This is a genomic window from Hydrogenophaga sp. OTU3427 (genome assembly GCF_038440225.1).
Classification (GTDB): Bacteria; Pseudomonadota; Gammaproteobacteria; order Burkholderiales; family Burkholderiaceae_C; genus Hydrogenophaga.
In genome coordinates this window covers 21,934-41,028 of the sequence record NZ_JASATI010000042.1, presented here as the reverse complement: position 1 = coordinate 41,028, position 19,095 = coordinate 21,934, and the positions used below count along the sequence as shown (strand labels likewise).

The 19,095-nt window shown below is 69.3% G+C and carries 19 protein-coding genes; 7 read left to right on the top strand and 12 right to left on the bottom strand.

The window, feature by feature from the left end:
• A partial coding sequence (locus AAHB17_RS19540) for a hypothetical protein (RefSeq protein ID WP_342132507.1) occupies positions 1–462 on the top strand: 462 nt, incomplete at its 5' end.
• A 12-nt stretch (positions 463–474) separates the two neighbouring features.
• Here the strand turns inward: AAHB17_RS19540 and AAHB17_RS19535 are convergent.
• The 5 genes from AAHB17_RS19535 to AAHB17_RS19515 form a co-directional block, all read right to left on the bottom strand.
• Positions 475–699 (bottom strand): cysteine-rich CWC family protein, encoded by a 225-nt coding sequence (locus AAHB17_RS19535; protein WP_342132505.1) that lies wholly within the window; start codon positions 697–699, stop codon positions 475–477.
• A 37-nt stretch (positions 700–736) separates the two neighbouring features.
• Positions 737–1,036, bottom strand: coding sequence for a hypothetical protein (locus tag AAHB17_RS19530; protein ID WP_342132502.1), 300 nt, complete (start codon positions 1,034–1,036; stop codon positions 737–739).
• Entirely contained in the window at positions 1,033–1,560 is a 528-nt protein-coding gene (locus tag AAHB17_RS19525; protein WP_342132500.1) for a chorismate--pyruvate lyase family protein, read from the bottom strand. The genes AAHB17_RS19530 and AAHB17_RS19525 overlap by 4 nt, the downstream gene beginning before the upstream one ends.
• A 79-nt stretch (positions 1,561–1,639) precedes the next feature.
• Positions 1,640–3,856 carry a malate synthase G gene (locus tag AAHB17_RS19520; RefSeq protein WP_342132498.1) on the bottom strand — a complete coding sequence of 739 codons (2,217 nt, stop codon included), beginning with the start codon at positions 3,854–3,856 and terminating at the stop codon, positions 1,640–1,642.
• Between the two features lie 35 nt (positions 3,857–3,891).
• Positions 3,892–4,590 carry a haloacid dehalogenase type II gene (locus AAHB17_RS19515; protein ID WP_342132496.1) on the bottom strand — a complete coding sequence of 233 codons (699 nt, stop codon included), beginning with the start codon at positions 4,588–4,590 and terminating at the stop codon, positions 3,892–3,894.
• 177 nt (positions 4,591–4,767) lie between these two features.
• Between AAHB17_RS19515 and AAHB17_RS19510 the strand changes: the two genes are divergently transcribed.
• Together AAHB17_RS19510 and AAHB17_RS19505 are read left to right on the top strand one after the other, a co-directional pair.
• A complete protein-coding gene (locus AAHB17_RS19510) occupies positions 4,768–5,067 on the top strand; it encodes a flagellar basal body protein (RefSeq protein ID WP_342132494.1) in 300 nt (99 codons plus the stop codon).
• Entirely contained in the window at positions 5,067–5,924 is an 858-nt protein-coding gene (locus tag AAHB17_RS19505; protein WP_342132493.1) for a DUF6671 family protein, read from the top strand. Before AAHB17_RS19510 ends, AAHB17_RS19505 begins: the two co-directional genes overlap by 1 nt.
• Positions 5,925–5,951: 27 nt before the next feature.
• On the opposite strand, the gene AAHB17_RS19500 is transcribed toward AAHB17_RS19505, so the two are convergent.
• The 3 genes from AAHB17_RS19500 to AAHB17_RS19490 all read right to left on the bottom strand — a co-directional run bounded on the left by AAHB17_RS19500 (position 5,952) and on the right by AAHB17_RS19490 (position 11,803).
• On the bottom strand, positions 5,952–8,222 hold the full coding sequence (locus AAHB17_RS19500) for an ATP-dependent DNA helicase (protein ID WP_342132491.1): 2,271 nt from the start codon (positions 8,220–8,222) through the stop codon (positions 5,952–5,954).
• 272 nt (positions 8,223–8,494) lie between these two features.
• Entirely contained in the window at positions 8,495–10,171 is a 1,677-nt protein-coding gene (locus AAHB17_RS19495; RefSeq protein ID WP_342132489.1) for a GMC family oxidoreductase, read from the bottom strand.
• Positions 10,172–10,291: 120 nt separating this feature from the next.
• Complete coding sequence (locus AAHB17_RS19490; protein WP_342132487.1) at positions 10,292–11,803, bottom strand: CoA-acylating methylmalonate-semialdehyde dehydrogenase; 1,512 nt, start codon at positions 11,801–11,803, stop codon at positions 10,292–10,294.
• Between the two features lie 116 nt (positions 11,804–11,919).
• Here AAHB17_RS19490 and AAHB17_RS19485 point away from each other — a divergent pair, with 116 nt between their 5' ends.
• On the top strand, positions 11,920–12,813 hold the full coding sequence (locus AAHB17_RS19485) for a LysR family transcriptional regulator (protein WP_342132513.1): 894 nt from the start codon (positions 11,920–11,922) through the stop codon (positions 12,811–12,813).
• Positions 12,814–12,830: 17 nt separating this feature from the next.
• Here the strand turns inward: AAHB17_RS19485 and AAHB17_RS19480 are convergent, their stop codons facing one another.
• Positions 12,831–13,712 (bottom strand): LysR family transcriptional regulator, encoded by an 882-nt coding sequence (locus tag AAHB17_RS19480; protein WP_342132485.1) that lies wholly within the window; start codon positions 13,710–13,712, stop codon positions 12,831–12,833.
• 95 nt (positions 13,713–13,807) lie between these two features.
• Between AAHB17_RS19480 and AAHB17_RS19475 the strand changes: the two genes are divergently transcribed.
• Positions 13,808–14,185 carry a hypothetical protein gene (locus AAHB17_RS19475; RefSeq protein WP_342132482.1) on the top strand — a complete coding sequence of 126 codons (378 nt, stop codon included), beginning with the start codon at positions 13,808–13,810 and terminating at the stop codon, positions 14,183–14,185.
• Between the two features lie 2 nt (positions 14,186–14,187).
• On the opposite strand, the gene AAHB17_RS19470 is transcribed toward AAHB17_RS19475, so the two are convergent.
• Entirely contained in the window at positions 14,188–14,940 is a 753-nt protein-coding gene (locus tag AAHB17_RS19470; protein WP_446719623.1) for a sulfite exporter TauE/SafE family protein, read from the bottom strand.
• 9 nt (positions 14,941–14,949) lie between these two features.
• On the bottom strand, positions 14,950–16,233 hold the full coding sequence (lplT, locus tag AAHB17_RS19465; RefSeq protein WP_342132480.1) for a lysophospholipid transporter LplT: 1,284 nt from the start codon (positions 16,231–16,233) through the stop codon (positions 14,950–14,952).
• 184 nt (positions 16,234–16,417) lie between these two features.
• Between lplT and alr the strand changes: the two genes are divergently transcribed.
• Both alr and AAHB17_RS19455 read left to right on the top strand, forming a co-directional pair.
• The gene (gene alr / locus AAHB17_RS19460; RefSeq protein WP_342132479.1) at positions 16,418–17,569 is read left to right on the top strand and encodes an alanine racemase; all 1,152 of its coding nucleotides are present in this window, start codon (positions 16,418–16,420) and stop codon (positions 17,567–17,569) included.
• Between the two features lie 69 nt (positions 17,570–17,638).
• Entirely contained in the window at positions 17,639–18,124 is a 486-nt protein-coding gene (locus AAHB17_RS19455; protein ID WP_342132476.1) for a glutathione peroxidase, read from the top strand.
• A gap of 7 nt (positions 18,125–18,131) precedes the next feature.
• Here the strand turns inward: AAHB17_RS19455 and AAHB17_RS19450 are convergent, their stop codons facing one another.
• Positions 18,132–19,043 carry a LysR family transcriptional regulator gene (locus AAHB17_RS19450; protein WP_342132474.1) on the bottom strand — a complete coding sequence of 304 codons (912 nt, stop codon included), beginning with the start codon at positions 19,041–19,043 and terminating at the stop codon, positions 18,132–18,134.
• Positions 19,044–19,095 lie beyond the last annotated feature (52 nt).

Below are 19,095 nucleotides of genomic sequence, written 5' to 3'. Positions count from 1 at the left end.
CCCGCGGCGGGGCGGGGGCCGCCCCGGGCGGGCGCCCCCCCGCCCCCCCCCCCCCCCGAGCCCGCCGCCGTCGACTCGGTGTTCAAGTCGGTGTCGGGCGCCTATGTGGTGGTGGTGTCGGGCGATGCCACCCTGCGCATGGAGGCGGTGTCCGCGCTCAAGCGCCTGGGCATCACCGTTGATGGCGCGGTGGACGCGGCCCAGGCGCGCGAGGCCTTGCGTGGCCACGTGGCCCAGCTGCTGGTGATCGATACCGCCCACAACGCCGACGCATTGCACCTGCTGCAGGCCGAGCTGCTGTCGCAACAAGCCAGCATGCTGTTCGTCGAGATCACGTCCGCCGAACGCTCGCCCCATGCCTTGCCGCCAGCGCTGGAGGCCGCCACCACGCGCATCGCGCGCGACGAGGTCCACACCGGCCTCGGGTCGACGGTGATGTTCGCGCTGTCGCGGGTGATGTAGGGCAGGGGCCGGTCAGGCGGCCGGGCGGGCCGCCTCCACCGCGCAGCGCGCGCAGATGCAGGCCATGCCGCGCGCTTCCGTGGGCACACGTGCCAGCAGCTCGGGCGTGAACCCGGCCGACACACACCAGCAGGGCCCTTGCGGCACGCCGGTTTCGCGCTCGATCTCCATCGCGCAGCGGTTGGCCTGGCCGCAGAGGGGGCAGCGGGACGGGTCGGGGCGGGCGGGTGTGGTCACGCCGCGATTGTCCCACCGAGCGCGCCGGTGCGCGTTGTCAGGGTGTCGCGCCGAAATGCGCCATCACGGCCTCGCCCCAGGCCCAGGGCCCGGTGAGGGTCAGCGTGACCACGGTCCACTCGCCATCGGGCAACACATGCTGGTCGGCGTCCCACAGGCCACCCTCGTCCAGCGGGCCACGCGGGCCGGGGCGGTGGGCCGTGGCCCAGTCCAGCACGGCCTGCACCTCGGCCATCACCCGCGGCAGCTGCGTGGCACGCACGCTGGCCATGGCTTCCCAGGTGCCGGTGCCCTCGCCATCGTCGCTGGCGTCGAAGATCAGGTAGTCGAGTGTCATGGTGACGTGTGGGGGTCGAGGAAGACCTCGGTCAGCAGCAGTGGCGCCTGCTCGCGCACGAACACGCAGCGCCGGGCGGCGGTCGGGTCCATTGCGTCGGGCCATTGCGAGGCGTGGGGCCAGTCCAGGCCACACTGCCATTCAAAGGGGCTGCGCTGCAGGCCCGGCAGTCGGAACAGCAGCTCGCCCAGCGGCTGGCGGCCCAGGCGCTGCACCTCGGCCCAGGGGTTGTGTGGGTCCCAGTCGGGGATGACGGTGCGCGCATAGACGCGGGGCCGCCCCCGGCACACCAGCACGATGCTGCGCAGCCAAGCCGGCGTGGCGTCGGGCAGCCCGAGCCGCCGCGCCTCGTGCGCCAGCGGCACAACGGTGTCTTCCTGCAGCGGCAGCACCGCCACGTCACCCCAGTGCGCGCGCAGGCGCTGGGTCAGCGAGCCGCGCTCGCGCATCCAGTCGTGCAGCGGTGCGGGCAGGTCCAGTCGGGGCAGGTCGGGCTCGGCGAGCCAGTCGGTCGGGTGGGACATGGCGGCAATGATAGGCAGCGTCGGTCCATGAAAAACGGCGCCCGCAGGCGCCGCTTCCCATCGGGGTGTCTGCCCTGGCTCAGGCCGCGGCCTTCACCTTCAGGCGCCAGGCGTGCAGCAGCGGCTCGGTGTAGCCGCTGGGCTGTGCCTTGCCCTTGAAGACCAGGTCGCAGGCGGCCTGGTAGGCGCGGCTCTTGCCGAAGTTGCCGGCCATGTTCTGGTACAGCGGGTCGCCCGCGTTCTGCTTGTCCACCTTGGCGGCCATGCGCTCGAAGGTTTCCTTCACCTGGGCTTCGGTGACGATGCCGTGGTGCAGCCAGTTGGCCATGTGCTGGCTGCTGATGCGAAGGGTGGCGCGGTCTTCCATCAGGCCGATGTCGTTGATGTCGGGCACCTTGGAGCAGCCCACGCCCTGGTCGACCCAGCGCACCACGTAGCCCAGGATGCCCTGGGCGTTGTTGTCGAGCTCGGCCTGCTTCTCGGCCTCGGTCCAGCTCGGGTTGGCCACCACCGGCACGGTCAGCAGGCCGGTCAGCAGCGCGTCGCGTTGCTTGTCGGCGTTGGTCTTTTCCATCTCTTTCTGGATGTCGGAGACCAGCACCTGGTGGTAGTGCAGGGCGTGCAGGGTGGCGCCGGTGGGGCTGGGCACCCAGGCGGTGTTGGCGCCGGCCTTGGGGTGGCCGATCTTCTGCTCCAGCATGGCTTTCATCAGGTCGGGCATGGCCCACATGCCCTTGCCGATCTGGGCCTTGCCGCGCAGGCCACAGCTCAGGCCGACCAGCACGTTGTTCTTCTCGTAGGCCTGGATCCAGGCGCTGGACTTCATGTCGCCCTTGCGCATCATGGGGCCGGCCAGCATGGCGGTGTGCATCTCGTCGCCGGTGCGGTCGAGGAAGCCGGTGTTGATGAAGGCCACGCGGCTGCCGGCGGCAGCGATGCAGGCCTTGAGGTTGACCGAGGTGCGGCGCTCCTCGTCCATGATGCCCAGCTTGACCGTGCTGTCGGCCAGGCCCAGCAGCTGTTCCACTCGGCCGAACAGCTCGGCGGCAAAACCCACTTCGGCCGGGCCGTGCATCTTGGGCTTGACGATGTAGACCGAGCCCTTGCGCGAGTTGCGGATGGCGTCCTTCTTGCTGCGCTTGAGGTCGTGCAGGGCGATGGTGGTGGTGACCACCGCGTCCATGATGCCCTCGGGGATTTCCTTCACCGAGCCGTCGGCGGCGGTGTAGAGGATGGCCGGGTTGGTCATCAGGTGGCCGACGTTGCGCACGAACATCAGCGAGCGGCCGTGCAGGCGCACGGTTTTGCCGTTGGCGCCGGTGTACTCGCGGTCGGGGTTGAGGCCGCGGGTGAACGTCTTGTCGCCCTTGGTGATGGTTTCGGTCAGCGTGGCCTGCAGGATGCCCAGCCAGTTGCGGTAGCCCAACACCTTGTCCTCGGCGTCCACGGCGGCGACCGAGTCTTCCAGGTCCAGGATGGTGGACAGCGCGGCCTCGACCACCAGGTCGCTCACGCCGGCGGCGTCGCTCTTGCCGATGGCGGTGGCGCGGTTGATCTGGATTTCCAGGTGCAGTCCGTTGTGCTTGAGCAGCACGGCGCTCGGCGCCTTGGCCTCGCCCTGGAAGCCGATGAACTGCGACTTGTCGGCCAGCTTGGACGTGCCGCCCTCGGCCAGGCCCACCACCAGTTCACCGTCCTTGTTGACCTTGTAGCCGGTGGAGCCCACGTGCGAACCCTTTTTCAGCGGCGCGGTGCGGTCCAGCACGTGGCGTGCGTATTCAATGACCTTGGCGCCGCGCTTGGGGTTGTAGCCGCCCTTCTTGCCCACTTTCTCGCCGCCCTTGTCCTCGCTGATGACGTCGGTGCCGTACAGCGCGTCGTACAGGCTGCCCCAGCGCGCGTTGGCGGCGTTGAGGGCGTAGCGGGCGTTCAGGATGGGCACCACCAGCTGCGGGCCGGCCTGCGTCGCCAGCTCGTCGTCGACGTTCTTGGTGGTGGCCTTCACCTTCTTGGGCACCGGCACCAGGTAGCCGATCTGCTCCAGGAAGGCGCGGTAGGCGGCCATGTCCTGGATCGGGCCGGGGTGGGCCGTGTGCCAGGTGTCCAGCTCGGTCTGCAGGCGGTCGCGTTCGGCCAGCAGGGCGATGTTCTTGGGCGCCAGGTCGGCGACGATGCCGTCAAAGCCTTTCCAGAAGGCGGCGCTGTCCACGCCGGTGCCCGGCAAGACCTCGGTTTCGATGAACTGGTGCAGTTCGGTGGCGACTTGCAGGCGGTGGACTGGGGTGCGAGCGGTCATGAAGACTCCGTTGAATCAAGAAAGAAAAGTCGTTATCAGGGGAAAAAGGCCAGCACCTCGCGCAGGTTGCTGCCGGTGCGCGTGGGCTGGGTGCCCAGTTCTTCAAAGGGCAGATTCTGCCGGTTCACCCACAGGGTGCGAAAACCGTACCAGGTGGCGGCCAGCGCGTCCCAGCCGTTGCTGCTGACGAACAGGATCTGCGAGCGTGGCAGGCCGGTGCCCTGTTCACCGAGCGCGTAGGCCTCGGGGTGGGTCTTGTATTTGCGGATGGGGTCGACGCTGATCACGTGGTCCAGCAGGCCGTCCAGCCCGGCGCTGCGCACTGCGATGCCCAGCATCTCGGGGTCGCCGTTGCTCAGGATGCCGGTGGCCACGCCGCGCGCGCGCAGGGCTTGCAGCACCTCGCGGTTCTCGGGGTAGGCCGAGAGGTGGCGGTACTGGTTCAGCAGCTGCGTGGCGCGGCCCTCGAAGGCCGGCCAATCGGTGCGCGCCACCGGCACCAGGGCCTTGATGGCAAAACCCAGCGCTTGGCGGGTCAGGGCCCAGAAGGGCTGGTAGTGCGCGCCGTGGTCGCTGGTGGTCACCAGCCGTGTGTACTCGATCTGCTTGTCGCGCCACAACACCGCGATCGGCTGCCCCTGGCCAGGGAACAGCTGCTCGGCCAGCAGCGCCACGCTGTACACGTCGAACAGCGTGCCGTAGGCGTCGAACAGGACCGCGCGGGGATTTTCCATGCTCGAACTGTATTCGATACATGTGAATCAATTAACAACACAAAATGCGATTTATCTGTGACTGTTTTCTACATAATCCAAGCGCATGTCCACGCACCGGGCCGGCGGGCCTGTCGGCACGACGGGCGGCACTTCAGCACCGGGCGTAAACTGCCGAATTCACAGCAAGGTGATTCCATGAATGTGTTGTCTTCCACGGCCTTGTCCGGACTGAACGCGGCGCAGGCGCGCCTGAACAGTTCGGCCAACAACATCGCCAACCTGAACACGCCCGATTTCAGGCGTGACGAGGTGAGCGCGCAGGCGCGTGCCGAAGGCGGTGTGGACGTGTCGGTGCAAAAGGCGTCCACGCCGGGCAGCGATCTGGTGCGCGACGTGGTGGATCAAAAGCTGGCCGCCTACGAATTCAAGGCCAACCTGCAGGTGCTCAAGACCGCTCGTGAGCTGACGGGCTCGCTGCTCGACACCCTCGCCTGATGAGCGCACTCGGTCCGCGCATCGCCAGCCCCTGGGTTGGCCAGACCATCTACCTGCCCACGCTGCACGGCAAGGGCCCCACGCTGACACGGGTGCTGGCGCCCGCGCTGGGCATCACCGAGGTGCGGGAAGTCCCGGTCGACACCGACAAGCTGGGCACCTTCTGCGGCGCGGTGGACCGACCCAATGGGCCCCTGTTCGCCCTGGCCACCAAGATCGCCGCCGCCAAGGAGATGGTGCCCGAGGGCCGCCTGTTCATGGCCTCCGAGGGCAGCTTCCGCCCGCATCCCACCGTGCCGCTGCAGATGGTCAACCTGGAGTGGCTCAAGTTCGCCGATCTGGACACAGGTTTCGAGTGCACCGTGCAGAGCATGACGACCACCATGGAGAACCACGAACGCCGGGTCTCGCACGTGGACGAGTTGCACCAGGCCATGGCGCCCTACCGGCTGCCCGAACACGCGGTGATGGTGGGCCTGCCTGGCGCGCCCGGCGTGTTCTTCAAGGCGTTGACCACCCGCGAGCAGATCGCCGAGGCGGTGGCCAGCGTGCTGCGCGAACACCCGGTGGCCGAGTTGCGCTCCGAGCTGCGCGCCCACCTCAACCCCACCCGCCTGCGCCACATCCGCCGCCTGGCCATGCGCCTGGCCAACCGCCTGCGCACCGCCTGCGCCCAGTGCGGGGCGCCTGGCTTTGGCGAGCCCCTGCCACGCCCCGGCCTTCCGTGCGCGGCCTGCGGATTCCCCACCTCGGTCTCGTCCGGCCCCGCCTGGCAGTGCCAGGCCTGCCAGCACATCGACCACCGCAAGGTCAAAGGCAAGGCCGATCCGGCGTTTTGCCCGATGTGCAACCGCTGACCTTGTGGGGTGGCGCGGGGCCGTGGGCTACGGGGCCGGATGGCTTCGACGTGCCGCCGGCCACCAGCCAGGCAGCAAGGCCCGCACCTCCGCCTGCCCGAACCGATCGTCCATCAGCACGATCAGCCCCCGGTCCTCGGGCGTGCGTATCACCCGTCCGGCGGCCTGGGCCACTTTCTGCAGGCCGGGGTAGAGGTAGGTGTAACGCCAGCCGTCGCCCAGCAGCGCCTGCAGGCGGGCGCGCATCTGTTCGTTGACCGGGTTGACCTGGGGCAGGCCCAGGGTGGCGATGAAGGCGCCGATCAGGCGGGCGCCGGGCAGGTCGATGCCTTCGCCGAAGGCGCCGCCCAGCACGGCAAAACCGACGCCCTGGCTGTCGGGCGTGAAGCGGTCGACGAAGGTCTGGCGCTCGGCTTCGCTCATGCCGCGCGCCTGTGCAAACTGGGGCACGTGGGGGTGGCGTTCGGCCAGGCGTTCGCTGGCCTGGTGCTGGTAGTCGAAGCTGCTGAAGAAGGCCAGGTAGTTGCCGGGGCGTTCAAGGTAGTGGCGGGCGATCCGGTCCACCAGGCGGTCCAGCGACTGGGCGCGGTCGCTGTAGCGGGTGGAAATGTCGCGCGCGACTTCCACGCGCAGCTGCGTGGCGGCAAAGGGCGAGGGGACGTCGCGCCACGCGCTGTTCTCGGGCAGGCCCAGCAGCTCGCGCGCAAAGTCCGGCGGGCTCAACGTGGCCGAGAACAGGGTGGCGCCCCGGGCCGCCAGCCAGCGCTCGCGCAGGAAGGGCGCCGGCACCACGTTGCGCAGGTTCAGGCTGCCGTGGTGCTCGTGGCTCAGGTCCAGCAGCGAATGGGCGCCGAAGGATTCGGCCAAGCCTTGGAAGTGCAGGGCGTCGAAGTACCAGTGCGTGAGCGGGCCGTCGGGCGCCGCGGCCTGTTCGGCCAGGTGCTCGGCCACGGCCGCCACCGTGCCCTGCAGCGCGCCCATCCAGTCGGGCGGCACCTCGTTCAGCACCTGGTAGGGGCGGTCGTGGCTGTTGAGCAGGCCGCCCCAGGCCTTGTTCAGGCGGTTGAACGCGCGCTTGAGGCCCTTGGGGGCCTGCCGCCGCACGGCGCTGAAGCTGTCGAAGTCCAGCGCCGCGCTGTACATGCCGCGCGCCCGCTCGACCAGGTTGTGGGCTTCGTCCACCAGCAGGGCGGCGCTGCGTTCATCGCCGGCCACCAGTGCGTGCAGCATGGCGTGGGGGTCGAAGAAGTGGTTGTAGTCGCCCACCACCACGTCGCTCCAGCGCACCAGGGCCTGCGTCAGGTAGTAGGGGCAGATCTGGTGGGCCAGCGCGGTGACGCGCACCTGGGCGCGGTCCATCCGGCCGGCCGCCACGGCGGCGGCGCGTGCCGCCGGCAGGCGGTCGTAAAAGCCCCGCGCCAACGGGCACGAATCGCCGTGGCAGGCCTTGTCGGGGTGTTCGCAGGCCTTGTCGCGGGCCACCAGCTCCAACGTGCGCAGCGGCAGCTCGCCCAGGCGCGCCAGGCCATCGAGCATGAGCTGGCGCCCGGGGGTCTTGGCGCTCAGCGCGTAAAGCTGGTCGGTGCCGGCCACCGGCAGGGCGCGCAGCGCCGGGAACAGCGTGCCCAGGGTCTTGCCGATGCCGGTGGGGGCCTGCGCCAGCAGGCAGCGCTGGTGGGTGTGGGCGCGGTAGACGGCCTCGGCCAGCTCGCGCTGGCCGGCGCGGAAATCGCCGAAGGGGAAGGCCAGGGTGCGCAGCGCGGCGTCACGCCGTGTGCGGTGGCCGCGTTCCTGGTCGGCCCAGTGCAGGAAACGCTCGCACAGCGCCTCGAAAAAGGCCTGCAGTTCCAACGCCGTGTGGGTGGCGGCCAGCACGGTTTCGGTCTGCCGGTCGAGGTCGAAATAGACCAGGGCCACCTCCAGCCTGTCGCGGGCCTGCTGCTGGCAGAGCAGCCAGGCATAGACTTTGGCCTGTGCCCAGTGCAGCTGGCGGTGGTTGGGGGGCAAGCGGTCGATGTCGCCGCGGTGGGTCTTGACCTCCTCCAGCCGGCCGGCCTGGGGGTCGAAGCCGTCGGCCCGACCGCGCACCCACAGGTGGCGGTGGCGACCCTCCAGCGGCACCTCGCTCAGGTGGTGCGCCGGGCGGCGCGCGGCCACCAGGCGGTGGCCTTCCTGCCCCTGGTTGGCGGTGGGGCCGGGGGTGAAGCGGGTGTTCAGGTCACCCTGGCGCGCGGTGAACTCGCACAGGGTGCGCACCGCCACGGTGTAGGGAGTGTCGGTCGGGGGATCGGTGGACATGGGCGGCATCGGTGGGGCGCATCATGCCAGTGGCCCCTGGCCTGCCCGCGTGATGGGGGACAGGCAAAAAAAACGCCGGCAGGTGCCGGCGTGCTTGAATCGGTTGCATCTCTTGGGGACGCTGAGAAATTCTTGTTCGACTTCGGTTGTCTCCTCGGTCCCTCGCGGCGAAACGGTGCACTTTTTCAAGTCACGCCGTCTGCGAGTGCGCGAATTGTAAAAAGAACGCACTGTTCCGGGGCATAGGGATTACCCGAGGGGTTGGATTCCGTTCATCGGCCCGCCCGGATCCAGCCGGCGGCCTTCTCCGCCATCATCAGGGTGGGGCTGTTGGTGTTGCCGCTGGTGATGGTGGGCATGGCACCGGCGTCGACCACGCGCAGGCCGGCAACGCGCCCTCCGCGGCCGTCGCGCAGGCGCAGGTGGCTGTCGAGCACGGCCAGGGGGTCGCCATCGCGGCCCATGGCGGTGGTGCCCACCGGGTGGAAGATGGTGGTGGCGATGTCGCCCGCCAGGCGCGCCAGGTCTTCGTCGCTCTGGAACTGCACGCCGGGCTTGATTTCCTGGGGCTGGTATTGGGCCAGGGCCGGCTGGCCCACGATGCGCCGGGTGAGGCGCAGGCTGTCGGCCGCCACCTGGCGGTCCTCGGCGGTGCTCAGGTAGTTGGGCGCGATGGCCGGCGCATCGCCAAAGTGCGCACTCTTGATGTGCACCGTGCCGCGGCTGCTCGGGTTGAGGTTGCAGACGCTGGCGGTGAAGGCTGGAAACGGGTGCAGCGGCTCACCGAAGGCGTCCAGGCTCAGCGGCTGCACGTGGTATTCCACGTTCGGGTGGGGCCGGGCCGGATCGCTGCGGGTGAAGGCGCCCAGCTGGCTCGGTGCCATGCTCATGGGGCCGCTGCGCTTGAAGGCGTATTCAAGTCCTATCTTGGCCTTGCCCCACAGGCTGTTGGCCAGGGTGTTGAGGGTCTGCACACCCTTGACCTGGAACACGGCGCGTATCTGCAGGTGGTCCTGCAGATTGGCGCCGACGCCGGGCAGGTCCACCAGCGGCGTGATGCCGTGGCGCCGCAGCAGGTCGGCCGGGCCGATGCCCGAGAGCTGCAGGATCTGCGGCGAGCCGATGCTGCCGGCGCACAGCAGCACCTCGGAGCTGGCCAGGGCGTTGACCATGGACTTGCCATCCCAGACCTGGGCGCCGGTGCAACGCTGGCTGCCGTCGGGCTGGGTTTCCAGCAGCAGCCGCGCCACCTGGGCGCCGGTCCACATCTCGAAGTTGCCGCGGCCGTAGCAGGTGGGCCGCAGAAAGGCCTTGGCGGTGTTCCATCGCCAGCCGGCCTTCTGGTTGACCTCGAAGTAGCCCACGCCTTCGTTGTTGCCGGTGTTGAAGTCGGCCGTGGCCGGGATGCCGGCCTGTTGGGCGGCCTGGGCGAAGGCGTCCAGCACGTCCCAGCGCAGGCGCTGTTTCTCCACCCGCCATTCGCCGCCGCTGCCGGTGTTCTTGTGGCCGTGCAAGGCCGCGAAGGCCGGGTCCTGCTCGGCGTCGAGCTTGTAGTGCTGCTCATGCGCTTTGAAGTCCGGCAGGCAGGCGTCCCAGCGCCAGGCGTCGTCGCCGGTCAGCTGCGCCCAATGGTCGTAGTCGCGCGCCTGGCCGCGCATGTAGATCATGCCGTTGATGCTGGAGCAGCCGCCCAGCACCTTGCCACGCGGGTAGCGCAGGCTGCGCCCGTTCAGGCCGGCGTCGGGCTCGGTCTGGTAGAGCCAGTCGGTGCGCGGGTTGCCGATGCAGTGGAGGTAGCCCACGGGGATGTGCACCCAGTGGTAATCGTCCTTCTGCCCGGCCTCGATCAGCAGCACCCGTTTGCTGCGGTCGGCGCTGAGGCGGTTGCACAGCAGGCTGCCCGCCGTGCCGCCGCCGATGACCACGTAGTCGAAAGTCACATCACTCATTGAGGCGTCCTGAACCGCATGGGCCGAAGATGAATAGGGGCCCGCCGCCGGGCCGCCCCAAGGCGTGGCCCGCGCCCCCTCGGGGGGCAGCGACCCGCGCAGCGGCGGAGCGTGGGGGTCTTATTTCGCCGTCGGCATCACGAACTCGGCGCCCTTGCCAATGCTCTCCGGCCAGCGCTGCATGATGCTCTTCTGCTTGGTGTAGAAACGCACGCCCTCTTCGCCGTAGGCGTGCATGTCGCCAAACAGGCTCTTTTTCCAGCCGCCGAAACCGTGCCAGGCCATGGGCACGGGGATGGGCACGTTGATGCCCACCATGCCCACCTGGATGCGGCGGGCGAACTCGCGCGCCACGTTGCCGTCGCGCGTGAAACAGCTCACGCCGTTGCCGAACTCGTGGTCGTTGATGATCTGTACCGCCTGGGCGAAGTCGGGCACGCGCACGCAACTCAGCACCGGGCCGAAGATCTCTTCCTTGTAGATCTTCATGTCGGTGGTCACATGGTCGAACAGCGTGCCGCCGAGCCAGAAACCCTTGCCGCAGCCTTCGCCGGCCCGCGCGCCGTCAAATCCGCGGCCGTCCACCAGCAGCTGCGCGCCTTCCTTCTGGCCCGCTTCGATGTAGCCGGTGATGCGCTGGTGCGCGGCGGCGGTCACGATGGGGCCCATCTCGGCCGCGAGGTTGGTGCCGTTGAGCACCTTGAGCGCCTGCGTGCGCTCGATCAGCTTGGGCATGATGCGCTCGCCCACGTCGCCCACCAGCACCGCCACGCTGATGGCCATGCAGCGTTCGCCGGCCGAGCCGTAGGCCGCGCCGATCAGCGCGTCCACCGCCTGGTCGAGGTCGGCGTCGGGCATCACCACCATGTGGTTCTTGGCACCGCCCAGGGCCTGCACGCGCTTGCCGTGGTGGGCGCCGGTCTCGTAGATATAGTTGGCGATGGGCGTAGAGCCGACGAAGCTCACGGCCTTCACGTCCGGGTGCACCAGCAGCGCGTCCACCGCCTCCTTGTCGCCCTGCACCACGTTGAACACGCCGTCGGGCAGGCCGGCCTGCTTGAGCAGTTGGCCCATGAACAGCGCGGGCGAGGGGTCGATGGGGCTGGGCTTGAGGATGAAGCTGTTGCCAGCGGCAATGGCCACCGGGAACATCCACATGGGCACCATGACGGGGAAATTGAAGGGCGTGATGCCGGCCACCACGCCCAGCGGCTGGCGCAGCGTCCAGTTGTCCATGCCGGTGGAGACCTGGTCGGTGAAGTCGCCCTTGAGCAACTGCGGGATGCCACAGGCGAACTCGATGATGTCGATGCCACGCGCCACCTCGCCCTGGGCGTCGGTGAAGACCTTGCCGTGTTCGGCCGTGATCATGTGGGCCAGCTGGTCCTTGTGCTGGTTGACCAGTTCCAGGAACTTGAACATCACGCGGGCGCGGCGGATGGGCGGCGTGTCGGCCCAGGCCGGGAAGGCGGCCTGCGCGGCGGCCACGGCGGTGTTCACGTCCACCGCGTTGGCCAGGCGAACGCGGCCGGTCACGGCGCCGGTGGCGGGGTTGAACACGTCCTGGGCGCGTGCCGAAACGCCCGACTGTTCAGCGCCGTTGATGAAGTGTTCAATATTTGTGATGCTCATGTGCTGATCTCCAGAAGATGGCCGCCAGTGTGCTTTAGCAAAAGCACAAAATCCAATGAAATCGCCAAAAAATCACTATAAGCTTGGCAAATATGAAGACGGTCAAGCTCGCTTCGGTGGAACCCCAGACCCTGCGCGCCTTCGTGGCGGTGGCGCGCGAGGGCAATGTGTCGCGCGCCGCCCAGCGCCTGCACCTGAGCCAGCCGGCCGTGAGCCTGCAGCTCAAGGCCCTGGGCGAGGTCACGGGGCTGCTGCTGTTCACCCGCACGCCCAAGGGCATGGCCCTGACCCGGGACGGCGCGGCCCTGCTGCCCTTGGCCGACAAGGCCTTGTCGGCCCTGAGCGACTTCGGCCAGGCCGCCGCGGCCCTGCACCACACGGTGCGCGGCACCCTGCGCATCGGCACCATCCTCGACCCCGAGTTCACCCGCCTCGGCGCCTTCCTCAAGACCCTGGTCGAGTCGGCGCCGCAGATCGGCACCGAACTGCGCCAGGGCATGAGCGGCCAGGTGCTGTCGCAGATCGCCCGCGGCGAGCTGGACGTGGGCTTTTTCCTCGACCTGCCCGACGACCCGGCCGGACCGCCTTACCAGCTGCGCTCGCTGGCCCGCTTCACCTACCGCGTGCTGGCCCCCGCCGGCTGGGGCCCGCAGGTGCGCGGCAAGGACTGGAAGGCCCTGGCCGCCTTGCCCTGGCTGGCCACGCCCGCGGCCAGCGCCCACCACCGGCTGTTGCGCCGCGTCTTCGGGCCCGGCTCGCTGACCGGCGCCGAACCGCGCCGCGTGGCCCTGGTGGACCAGGAGGCCTCCATGCTGGACCTGGTGAAAAGTGGCGTCGGTCTGAGCCTGGTGCGCGACTCCATCGCCATCCGCGAGGCCCAGGCGCGTGGCCTGGTCATCGCCGACCAGGTGGCGCTGGAGTGCGACCTGAGTTTTGTCTGCCTGGCCGCGCGCGCGGGCGACCCCGTGATCGCAAGCGCCCTTGCCGCGCTGGACAGCGTCTGGGCTTGAGCCGGGGGGCTGTTTCTTCAGCCCAGGCCCAACAAGCGCTTGACCAGCGGGTGCTGCACCTTGCGTTCGGTGCCGATGGCGAAGAAGTGCTCCTGCACGCCGTCGCAGTCGGCGAACCACTCCACGCCGTAGCGCTGCGCCAGCGTGTCGCGCATGCGGTCGGGTGCCGGAAACACGCCCATGCCCGAGGCGCCGAAGGTGCTCAGCAGCGCGCTGTCCTCGAATTCGCCGATCACATGGGGGGTCACGCCCTGGCGCTCGAACCAGTGGTCGATGCGCGGGCGCACGGCGGCGTGGTCGGTCGGCAGCAGCACCGGCAGCTTGGCCAGGTTGTGTGGAAAGCCCTGGCGTGCCTGCGCGATCCACTGCGCGGGCGCGTACCAACCCAGGGGCGAATGGCCCATGGCGTGGCTGTACAGGCGCAGGTTGGGGTTGGGCGGGGCGGCGCGGTCGGACAGCACCACGTCCAGCCGGTGCAAGGCCAGGTCGCCCAGCAGGTCCTCGAATTCGTCCTCGTGGCACAGCAGGTGCAGGCTGGGCTCGGCCAGCACCGGGTGGAGCAGGTCGCGCACCGCCAGCTTGGGCAGGCCGTCCGAGATGCCCACCGCCAGCCGCATGCGGGTATGCGTGGCGGCGTCGCGCACCGTGCTGTGCAGCTGTTCACCGAGCTGGAAGATCTGCTCGGCCAGCGGCAGCGCGGCCTGACCGGCGTCGGTCAGCGCCAGGCCACGCCCGGCCGGCTTGAACAGCGCATGGCCCAGCGACTGCTCCAGCGCCCGCACCTGGGCGCTCACCGTCTGCACCGCCATGCCCAGGCGCGCGGCCGCGTGCGACATGCCGCCCTCCTTGGCCGTGACCCAGAAGTAGTACAGGTGCTTGTAGTTCAGTTCCTGGCTCATGCTTCGAATTTATCTGAAATAGGCTGCTTCTCGTTCTGCTTTGACATGTGGCGGTTCGCACATAGGCTCGGCCCTTCTGTGACAAAGGACCTCAGATGAAGACCCTTGTGTGGACGGTGTGTGCCTTGCTGGCGCTGTTGTGGACGGGCGCCCTGGCGGTGGTCGGCCAACTGGGCGCCTGGCTGGCCGAGGTGGTGGCCAGCGGTCAGGCGACCGATCTGGCCACGGCGGCGGTCATGGGGCCCTTGCCCGAGGCGCTGGCGCGGTGGATCGATCCCCTGTGGCTGCAGGGGTTGCAGGCCGCCCTGGCGCAAGGGCTGGCCGGGCTCACCGAACTGTGGCCCTCGGTGTCGGGCCTGCTGTCCTGGTTGGTGCCGCTGTTGTGGCTGGTGTGGGCGCTGGGCCTGGTCGGCTTGCTGGCGCTGGCGGGTGGCCTGCACTGGCTGCTGCGCGGGCCCGCCACCCGCCGCTGAGCTCAGCCGCGGGCAAAAAACGCCGCGGTCATGGCCAGCCCGATGGCAATGACCCCCGCGCGCACCCAGCGCACGGGCAGCTGCCTGGACCAGCGGGCGCCGGCAAAGCCGCCAGCGGTGGCCGCCACCATCATCAGCAGGCCTTCTTTCCAGGCGATGGCGCCGGCCGCCACGAAGGCCGCCACCGACAGCCAGGACAGCACCAGCGAGTTGAGGTTCTTGAGTGCGTTGACGGTGTTGAGCCGGGTCTCGCCGGCCACCGTGTAGAGCGCCATCAGCAGGATGCCCAGGCCGCCGTTGAAATAGCCACCGTAGATGGCCACCGCCAGCAGGGCCGGGTGGCGCCAGCGGGCATCGCCCGTGGTGGCACCCCCGGCATGGCGGGCGATCCAGGGGCCGGCGGCGAACAGGGCGGTGGCGAACAGCAGCAGCCAGGGCACGATGCCGGTGAACAGGTGGCTGGGCGTGACCAGCAGCAGCAGGGCGCCGGCCACGCCACCAGCGGCCGAAATCAGCATTTCCAGCTTCAGGCGGCGCGCGGGCAGGGCGCGCAGTTCCTCGCGAAAACCCAGGGTGCTGCCCAGGTAGCCCGGGCTCACCGCCAGCGCGCTGGTGGCATTGGCCACGATGGGCGGCACACCGGTGAACACCAGGGCGGGAAAAGTGAGAAAACTGCCACCGCCGGCGATGGCGTTGAGCACACCGGCGGCAAAGGCCGCGACGGCCAGCAGGGCAGATGTCAGCAGCGGGTCCATGGAGGACCTTCAGCCATGAAGGTCGTCGCGCCGGGCGATCTCCAGCAGGCGGGCCAGCTCGTTGGCGTGGGCGACCTGGTTGTGGGCGTGCCAGCGCTTGATCAGCCACATCACCCCGGCGACGATGAGGCCGAAGATGGTGATGGCCGCGAAGGCCGACAGCCCCATGCCGGTGGAGAAGCTGTAGAGGAAACCCAGGCCCAGGATGCAGGCCTGCTCGTTGAAGTTCTGCACCGCGATGGAGCGGCCGGCGCCCATGAGGTTGTGACCGCGGTGCTGCAGCAGCGCATTCATGGGCACGACGAGAAAACCGCCCAGGCCGCCCAGCAGGATCAGGAAGGGCGCGGCCACCCAGACGTTGTCGATGAAGTTCATCAGGATCACCAGCACGCCCATGGCGATGCCCAGCGGCATGACCTTGGTGGCCTGGTCCAGCTTCATGCGCACCGAGGCCACCACCGCGCCGACGGCGGTGCCGATGGCCACCACGCCCACCAGGCCCGAGGCCTGCGTGGTGCTGTAGCCCAGCGCCGCGGCGGCCCAGGCCAGCACGATGTAGCGCAGGTTGCCGCTCACACCCCAGAACAGGGTGGTGGTGGCCAACGAGATCTGGCCCAGGCGGTCGCGCCACAGGCGGGTGTTGCAGAGCCAGAAGTCGGACAGCAGCACCACCGGGTTGCTGGGGAGGTGGCGCGGCGTCACGCCGGTCAGTGGGATGCGGGTGTTGAACCAGGCCGCCAGGGCATAGACCAGGACCAGCGAGGCGATGGCGGCTTCGGCCCGGGAGTCGATACCGGTGTGGATGCCCGGGATGTCGATGGCCAGCAGCCAGCTGGAGAGTACCGGCCCCACCAGCTGCCCACCCACCAGCACGCCCAGGATGATGGAGGCGATGGTCAGGCCCTCGATCCAGCCATTGGCCTTGACCAGCTGGGACGGCGGCAGCAGCTCGGTGAGGATGCCGTATTTGGCCGGCGAGTAGGCCGCCGCGCCCAGGCCCACCACCGCGTACGCCGCCAGCGGGTGCATGCCGACCAGCATCAGCAGGCAGCCCACCACCTTGATGGCGTTGCTGATGAACATCACCTGGCCCTTGGGCTTGGCGTCGGCAAAGGCGCCCACAAACGGCGCCAGCACCACATAGAACAGGGCAAACATGGGCACCAGTGCCGCGCTCTGCCATTCGGCGGCCCCTCGGCTGCGCAGCAGCTCGACGGCGGCAACGAACAGCGCGTTGTCCGCCAGCGAGCTGAAGAACTGCGCCGTCATGATGGTGTAGAAGCCGCGCTTCATGGGGATGATTTTCCGGAGCTGTCAGGCTGTCTTGGCGCGGTGGGGGTCGAAAGTGCGGGTACAAAGTGGCCTGTCTCAAAGCCGCCGATTTGTAAACCGCCTGTCACGGGTGGGCGGGTTATAGCATGCCGTCCGGGCCCCTCCGCCAGCATGCTCACAGCACCTGTGTATTTCTCCGACCGCCATGCCACGTCCCATTCTCGCCACCGTCCACACCGAAGCCCTGCGCCACAACCTGGCCCGCGCCCGCCACGCTGGCGGTGATGCCCGTGTCTGGGCGGTGGTCAAGGCCAATGCCTACGGCCACGGCATCGAGCGCGCTTTCGAGGGCCTGCGGGGTGCCGACGGCTTTGCCCTGCTCGATCTGGCCGAGGCCGAACGCCTGCGCGCGCTCGACTGGCGTGGCCCCATCCTGCTGCTCGAAGGCGTGTTCGAGCCGCGCGATCTGGAGCTGTGTTCGCGCCTGGGCCTGTGGCACGCGGTGCACTGCCAGGAACAGATCGACTGGCTGGCCGCCCACAAGACACAGGTGCCGCACCGGGTTTTCCTCAAGCTCAACTCCGGCATGAACCGGCTCGGCTTCAAGCCCGACGCCTTTCGCTCCGCCTGGGCCCGGCTCAATGCCCTGCCGCAGGTGGACGAGATTTCCTTCATGACCCATTTCAGCGACGCCGATGGCCCGCGTGGCATCGCCCACCAGGTGGCGGCCTTCGAGGCGGTCACGCGCGATCTGCCGGGTGAACGCAGCCTGTGCAACAGCGCGGCCACCTTGCGCCATGCCGGCTCGCCGTTGGCGGCAGGGGGCCAGCCGCAGACCCTGGCGGCCGACTGGGTGCGCGCCGGCATCATGGTCTACGGCGGCGCGCCCGACCACCCGGCGCGCACCGCCGCCGACTGGGACCTGAAGCCCGCCATGACCCTGTCCAGCCGCCTGATCGGCGTGCAGCAACTCGCCGCCGGCGACAGCGTGGGCTACGGCTCCGCCTTCGTGGCCCCGCACCCCATGCAGGTGGGGGTGGTGGCCTGTGGCTACGCCGATGGCTACCCGCGCCATGCCTCGGGCAGCGCGGCCAGCGGTGGCATCGGCGGGCCGGTGCTGGTCGACGGCGTGCGCACCACCTTGCTGGGCCGCGTCAGCATGGACATGCTGGCGGTGGACCTGAGCCCGGTGCTGGCGGCCGGGCGCCACGCCGGCCTGGGTGCCGAGGTCGTGCTGTGGGGCCGCAGTGCCAGCGGCGCCGTGCTGGGGGCCGATGAGGTGGCGCATGCCGCCGGCACCATCGGCTACGAGCTGATGTGCGCGGTGGCGCAGCGGGTGCCGTTCGCGGTCGACTGAGCCGGGGCGCCTGCGGCAGGGTCTTTGGTGCCGGCCTATCATGGCTGGCTGTCACACAGGAGCCCAGCCATGCCGTCCATCTACGACTTCGAAGCCGAATCCATCCACGGCCAGCCCGTTGCCCTGTCCCAGTACCGTGGCAAGGCGCTGCTCATCGTCAACACCGCCAGCGCCTGCGGCTTCACGCCGCAGTTCGCGGGGCTGGAGCAGTTGCACAAGGACCACGGCCCCCAGGGCCTGGTGGTGCTGGGTTTCCCGTGCAACCAGTTCGGCAGCCAGGACCCGGGCAGCAACGACGAGATCGCCAGCTTCTGCCAGGTGAACTACGGCGTCGATTTCCCCATGATGGCCAAGGTCGACGTCAACGGCGCGAACGCCCACCCGCTCTACCAGTGGCTGTGCGCCGAGGCGCCGGGCCTGCTGGGCAGCAAGGCCATCAAATGGAACTTCACCAAGTTCCTGGTGGGCAAGGACGGCCAGGTGATCAAGCGCTACGCACCGCAGGACGCGCCGGCATCGCTGGCCAAGGACATCGCGGCGGCGCTGGCCGCCTGACCCGGCGTCAGGGCGTGGCGGCGGCCTGGGCGGCCGCCACCAGCCAGTCCCGCAACAGCGTCACGGCCACCGGCTCCTCGGCCCGTTCGGGCGTGACGAACCAATACCGCCGCCCGCTGGCCAGGGGGCGGTCGCACGCCACCACCAGGTCGCCGCGCGCCAGTTCGTCCTCCACCAGCAGCCTGGGCACCAGGGCCACGCCCAGCCCGTGGGCGGCGGCGGTGGCCGTGAGCGAGAACAGTTCGTGCCGCGGGCCGGCCAGGGCCAGGGGGGCTTCCACGCCGTTGGCCTCGAACCACTGGCGCCAGGCGTCGGGGCGGGTGCTCTGCTGCAGCAGAGGCAACTGGGCCACGTCGGCGGCCTGCAGCTTGCTGCGGCCCGCCAGCAGCGCCGGGCCACAGACCGGCACCACCACCTCGGGCAGCAGTTCGGCCGCCTGGGTGCCGGCCCAGTTGGCCACCTGCTCGGGCGTGCCGGCGTAGAGCGCGGCGTCGCGTTCGGTGTCGGCGAACAGGAAGGGCCGGGTGCTGGTCTCGATGTGGACCACGATCTCGGGGTGCTGCCGCGCCAGGACCGGCAGGCGCGGCATCAGCCAGCGGGTGGCGAAGGTGGGCACGGCGGCCAGGTGCACGGCCCGGCTCTGGCCGAAACGCGCCATGGCGTCCAGGGTGTCGCGCTCCAGGGCATCGAGCCGGCGCGCCACCTGCTGGGCGTATTCGGCACCGCTGGGCGTGAGCAGCACGCCGTGGCGTGTGCGCTGGAACAACTGCACATTCAGGAATGACTCCAGCTGCGCGATCTGGCGCGACACCGCGCTTTGCGTGAGCGCGAGTTCCTGCGCCGCACGGGTGTAGCTCTGGTGGCGCGCGGCGGATTCGAAGCACTGCAGCGCCTGGGTGGACGGGATCTTGCGTCGCATGGCCTGATTGTGCTTAAAAATGCGTGATGCGCATATCTGGGTGCAAAACAAT

Excerpts from the sequence above, each read along its gene's own strand:
- AAHB17_RS19525 (WP_342132500.1), bottom strand. The coding sequence starts at position 1,560 with ATGTCCCACCCGACCGACTGGCTCGCCGAGCCCGACCTGCCCCGACTG.
- AAHB17_RS19530 (WP_342132502.1), bottom strand. The coding sequence starts at position 1,036 with ATGACACTCGACTACCTGATCTTCGACGCCAGCGACGATGGCGAGGGC.
- alr (WP_342132479.1), top strand. The coding sequence starts at position 16,418 with ATGCCACGTCCCATTCTCGCCACCGTCCACACCGAAGCCCTGCGCCAC.
- AAHB17_RS19505 (WP_342132493.1), top strand. The coding sequence starts at position 5,067 with ATGAGCGCACTCGGTCCGCGCATCGCCAGCCCCTGGGTTGGCCAGACC.
- AAHB17_RS19520 (WP_342132498.1), bottom strand. The coding sequence starts at position 3,856 with ATGACCGCTCGCACCCCAGTCCACCGCCTGCAAGTCGCCACCGAACTG.
- AAHB17_RS19470 (WP_446719623.1), bottom strand. The coding sequence starts at position 14,940 with ATGGACCCGCTGCTGACATCTGCCCTGCTGGCCGTCGCGGCCTTTGCC.
- AAHB17_RS19515 (WP_342132496.1), bottom strand. The coding sequence starts at position 4,590 with ATGGAAAATCCCCGCGCGGTCCTGTTCGACGCCTACGGCACGCTGTTC.
- AAHB17_RS19495 (WP_342132489.1), bottom strand. The coding sequence starts at position 10,171 with ATGAGTGATGTGACTTTCGACTACGTGGTCATCGGCGGCGGCACGGCG.
- AAHB17_RS19490 (WP_342132487.1), bottom strand. The coding sequence starts at position 11,803 with ATGAGCATCACAAATATTGAACACTTCATCAACGGCGCTGAACAGTCG.
- lplT (WP_342132480.1), bottom strand. The coding sequence starts at position 16,233 with ATGAAGCGCGGCTTCTACACCATCATGACGGCGCAGTTCTTCAGCTCG.
- AAHB17_RS19500 (WP_342132491.1), bottom strand. The coding sequence starts at position 8,222 with ATGTCCACCGATCCCCCGACCGACACTCCCTACACCGTGGCGGTGCGC.
- AAHB17_RS19510 (WP_342132494.1), top strand. The coding sequence starts at position 4,768 with ATGAATGTGTTGTCTTCCACGGCCTTGTCCGGACTGAACGCGGCGCAG.
- AAHB17_RS19455 (WP_342132476.1), top strand. The coding sequence starts at position 17,639 with ATGCCGTCCATCTACGACTTCGAAGCCGAATCCATCCACGGCCAGCCC.
- AAHB17_RS19475 (WP_342132482.1), top strand. The coding sequence starts at position 13,808 with ATGAAGACCCTTGTGTGGACGGTGTGTGCCTTGCTGGCGCTGTTGTGG.
- AAHB17_RS19450 (WP_342132474.1), bottom strand. The coding sequence starts at position 19,043 with ATGCGACGCAAGATCCCGTCCACCCAGGCGCTGCAGTGCTTCGAATCC.
- AAHB17_RS19480 (WP_342132485.1), bottom strand. The coding sequence starts at position 13,712 with ATGAGCCAGGAACTGAACTACAAGCACCTGTACTACTTCTGGGTCACG.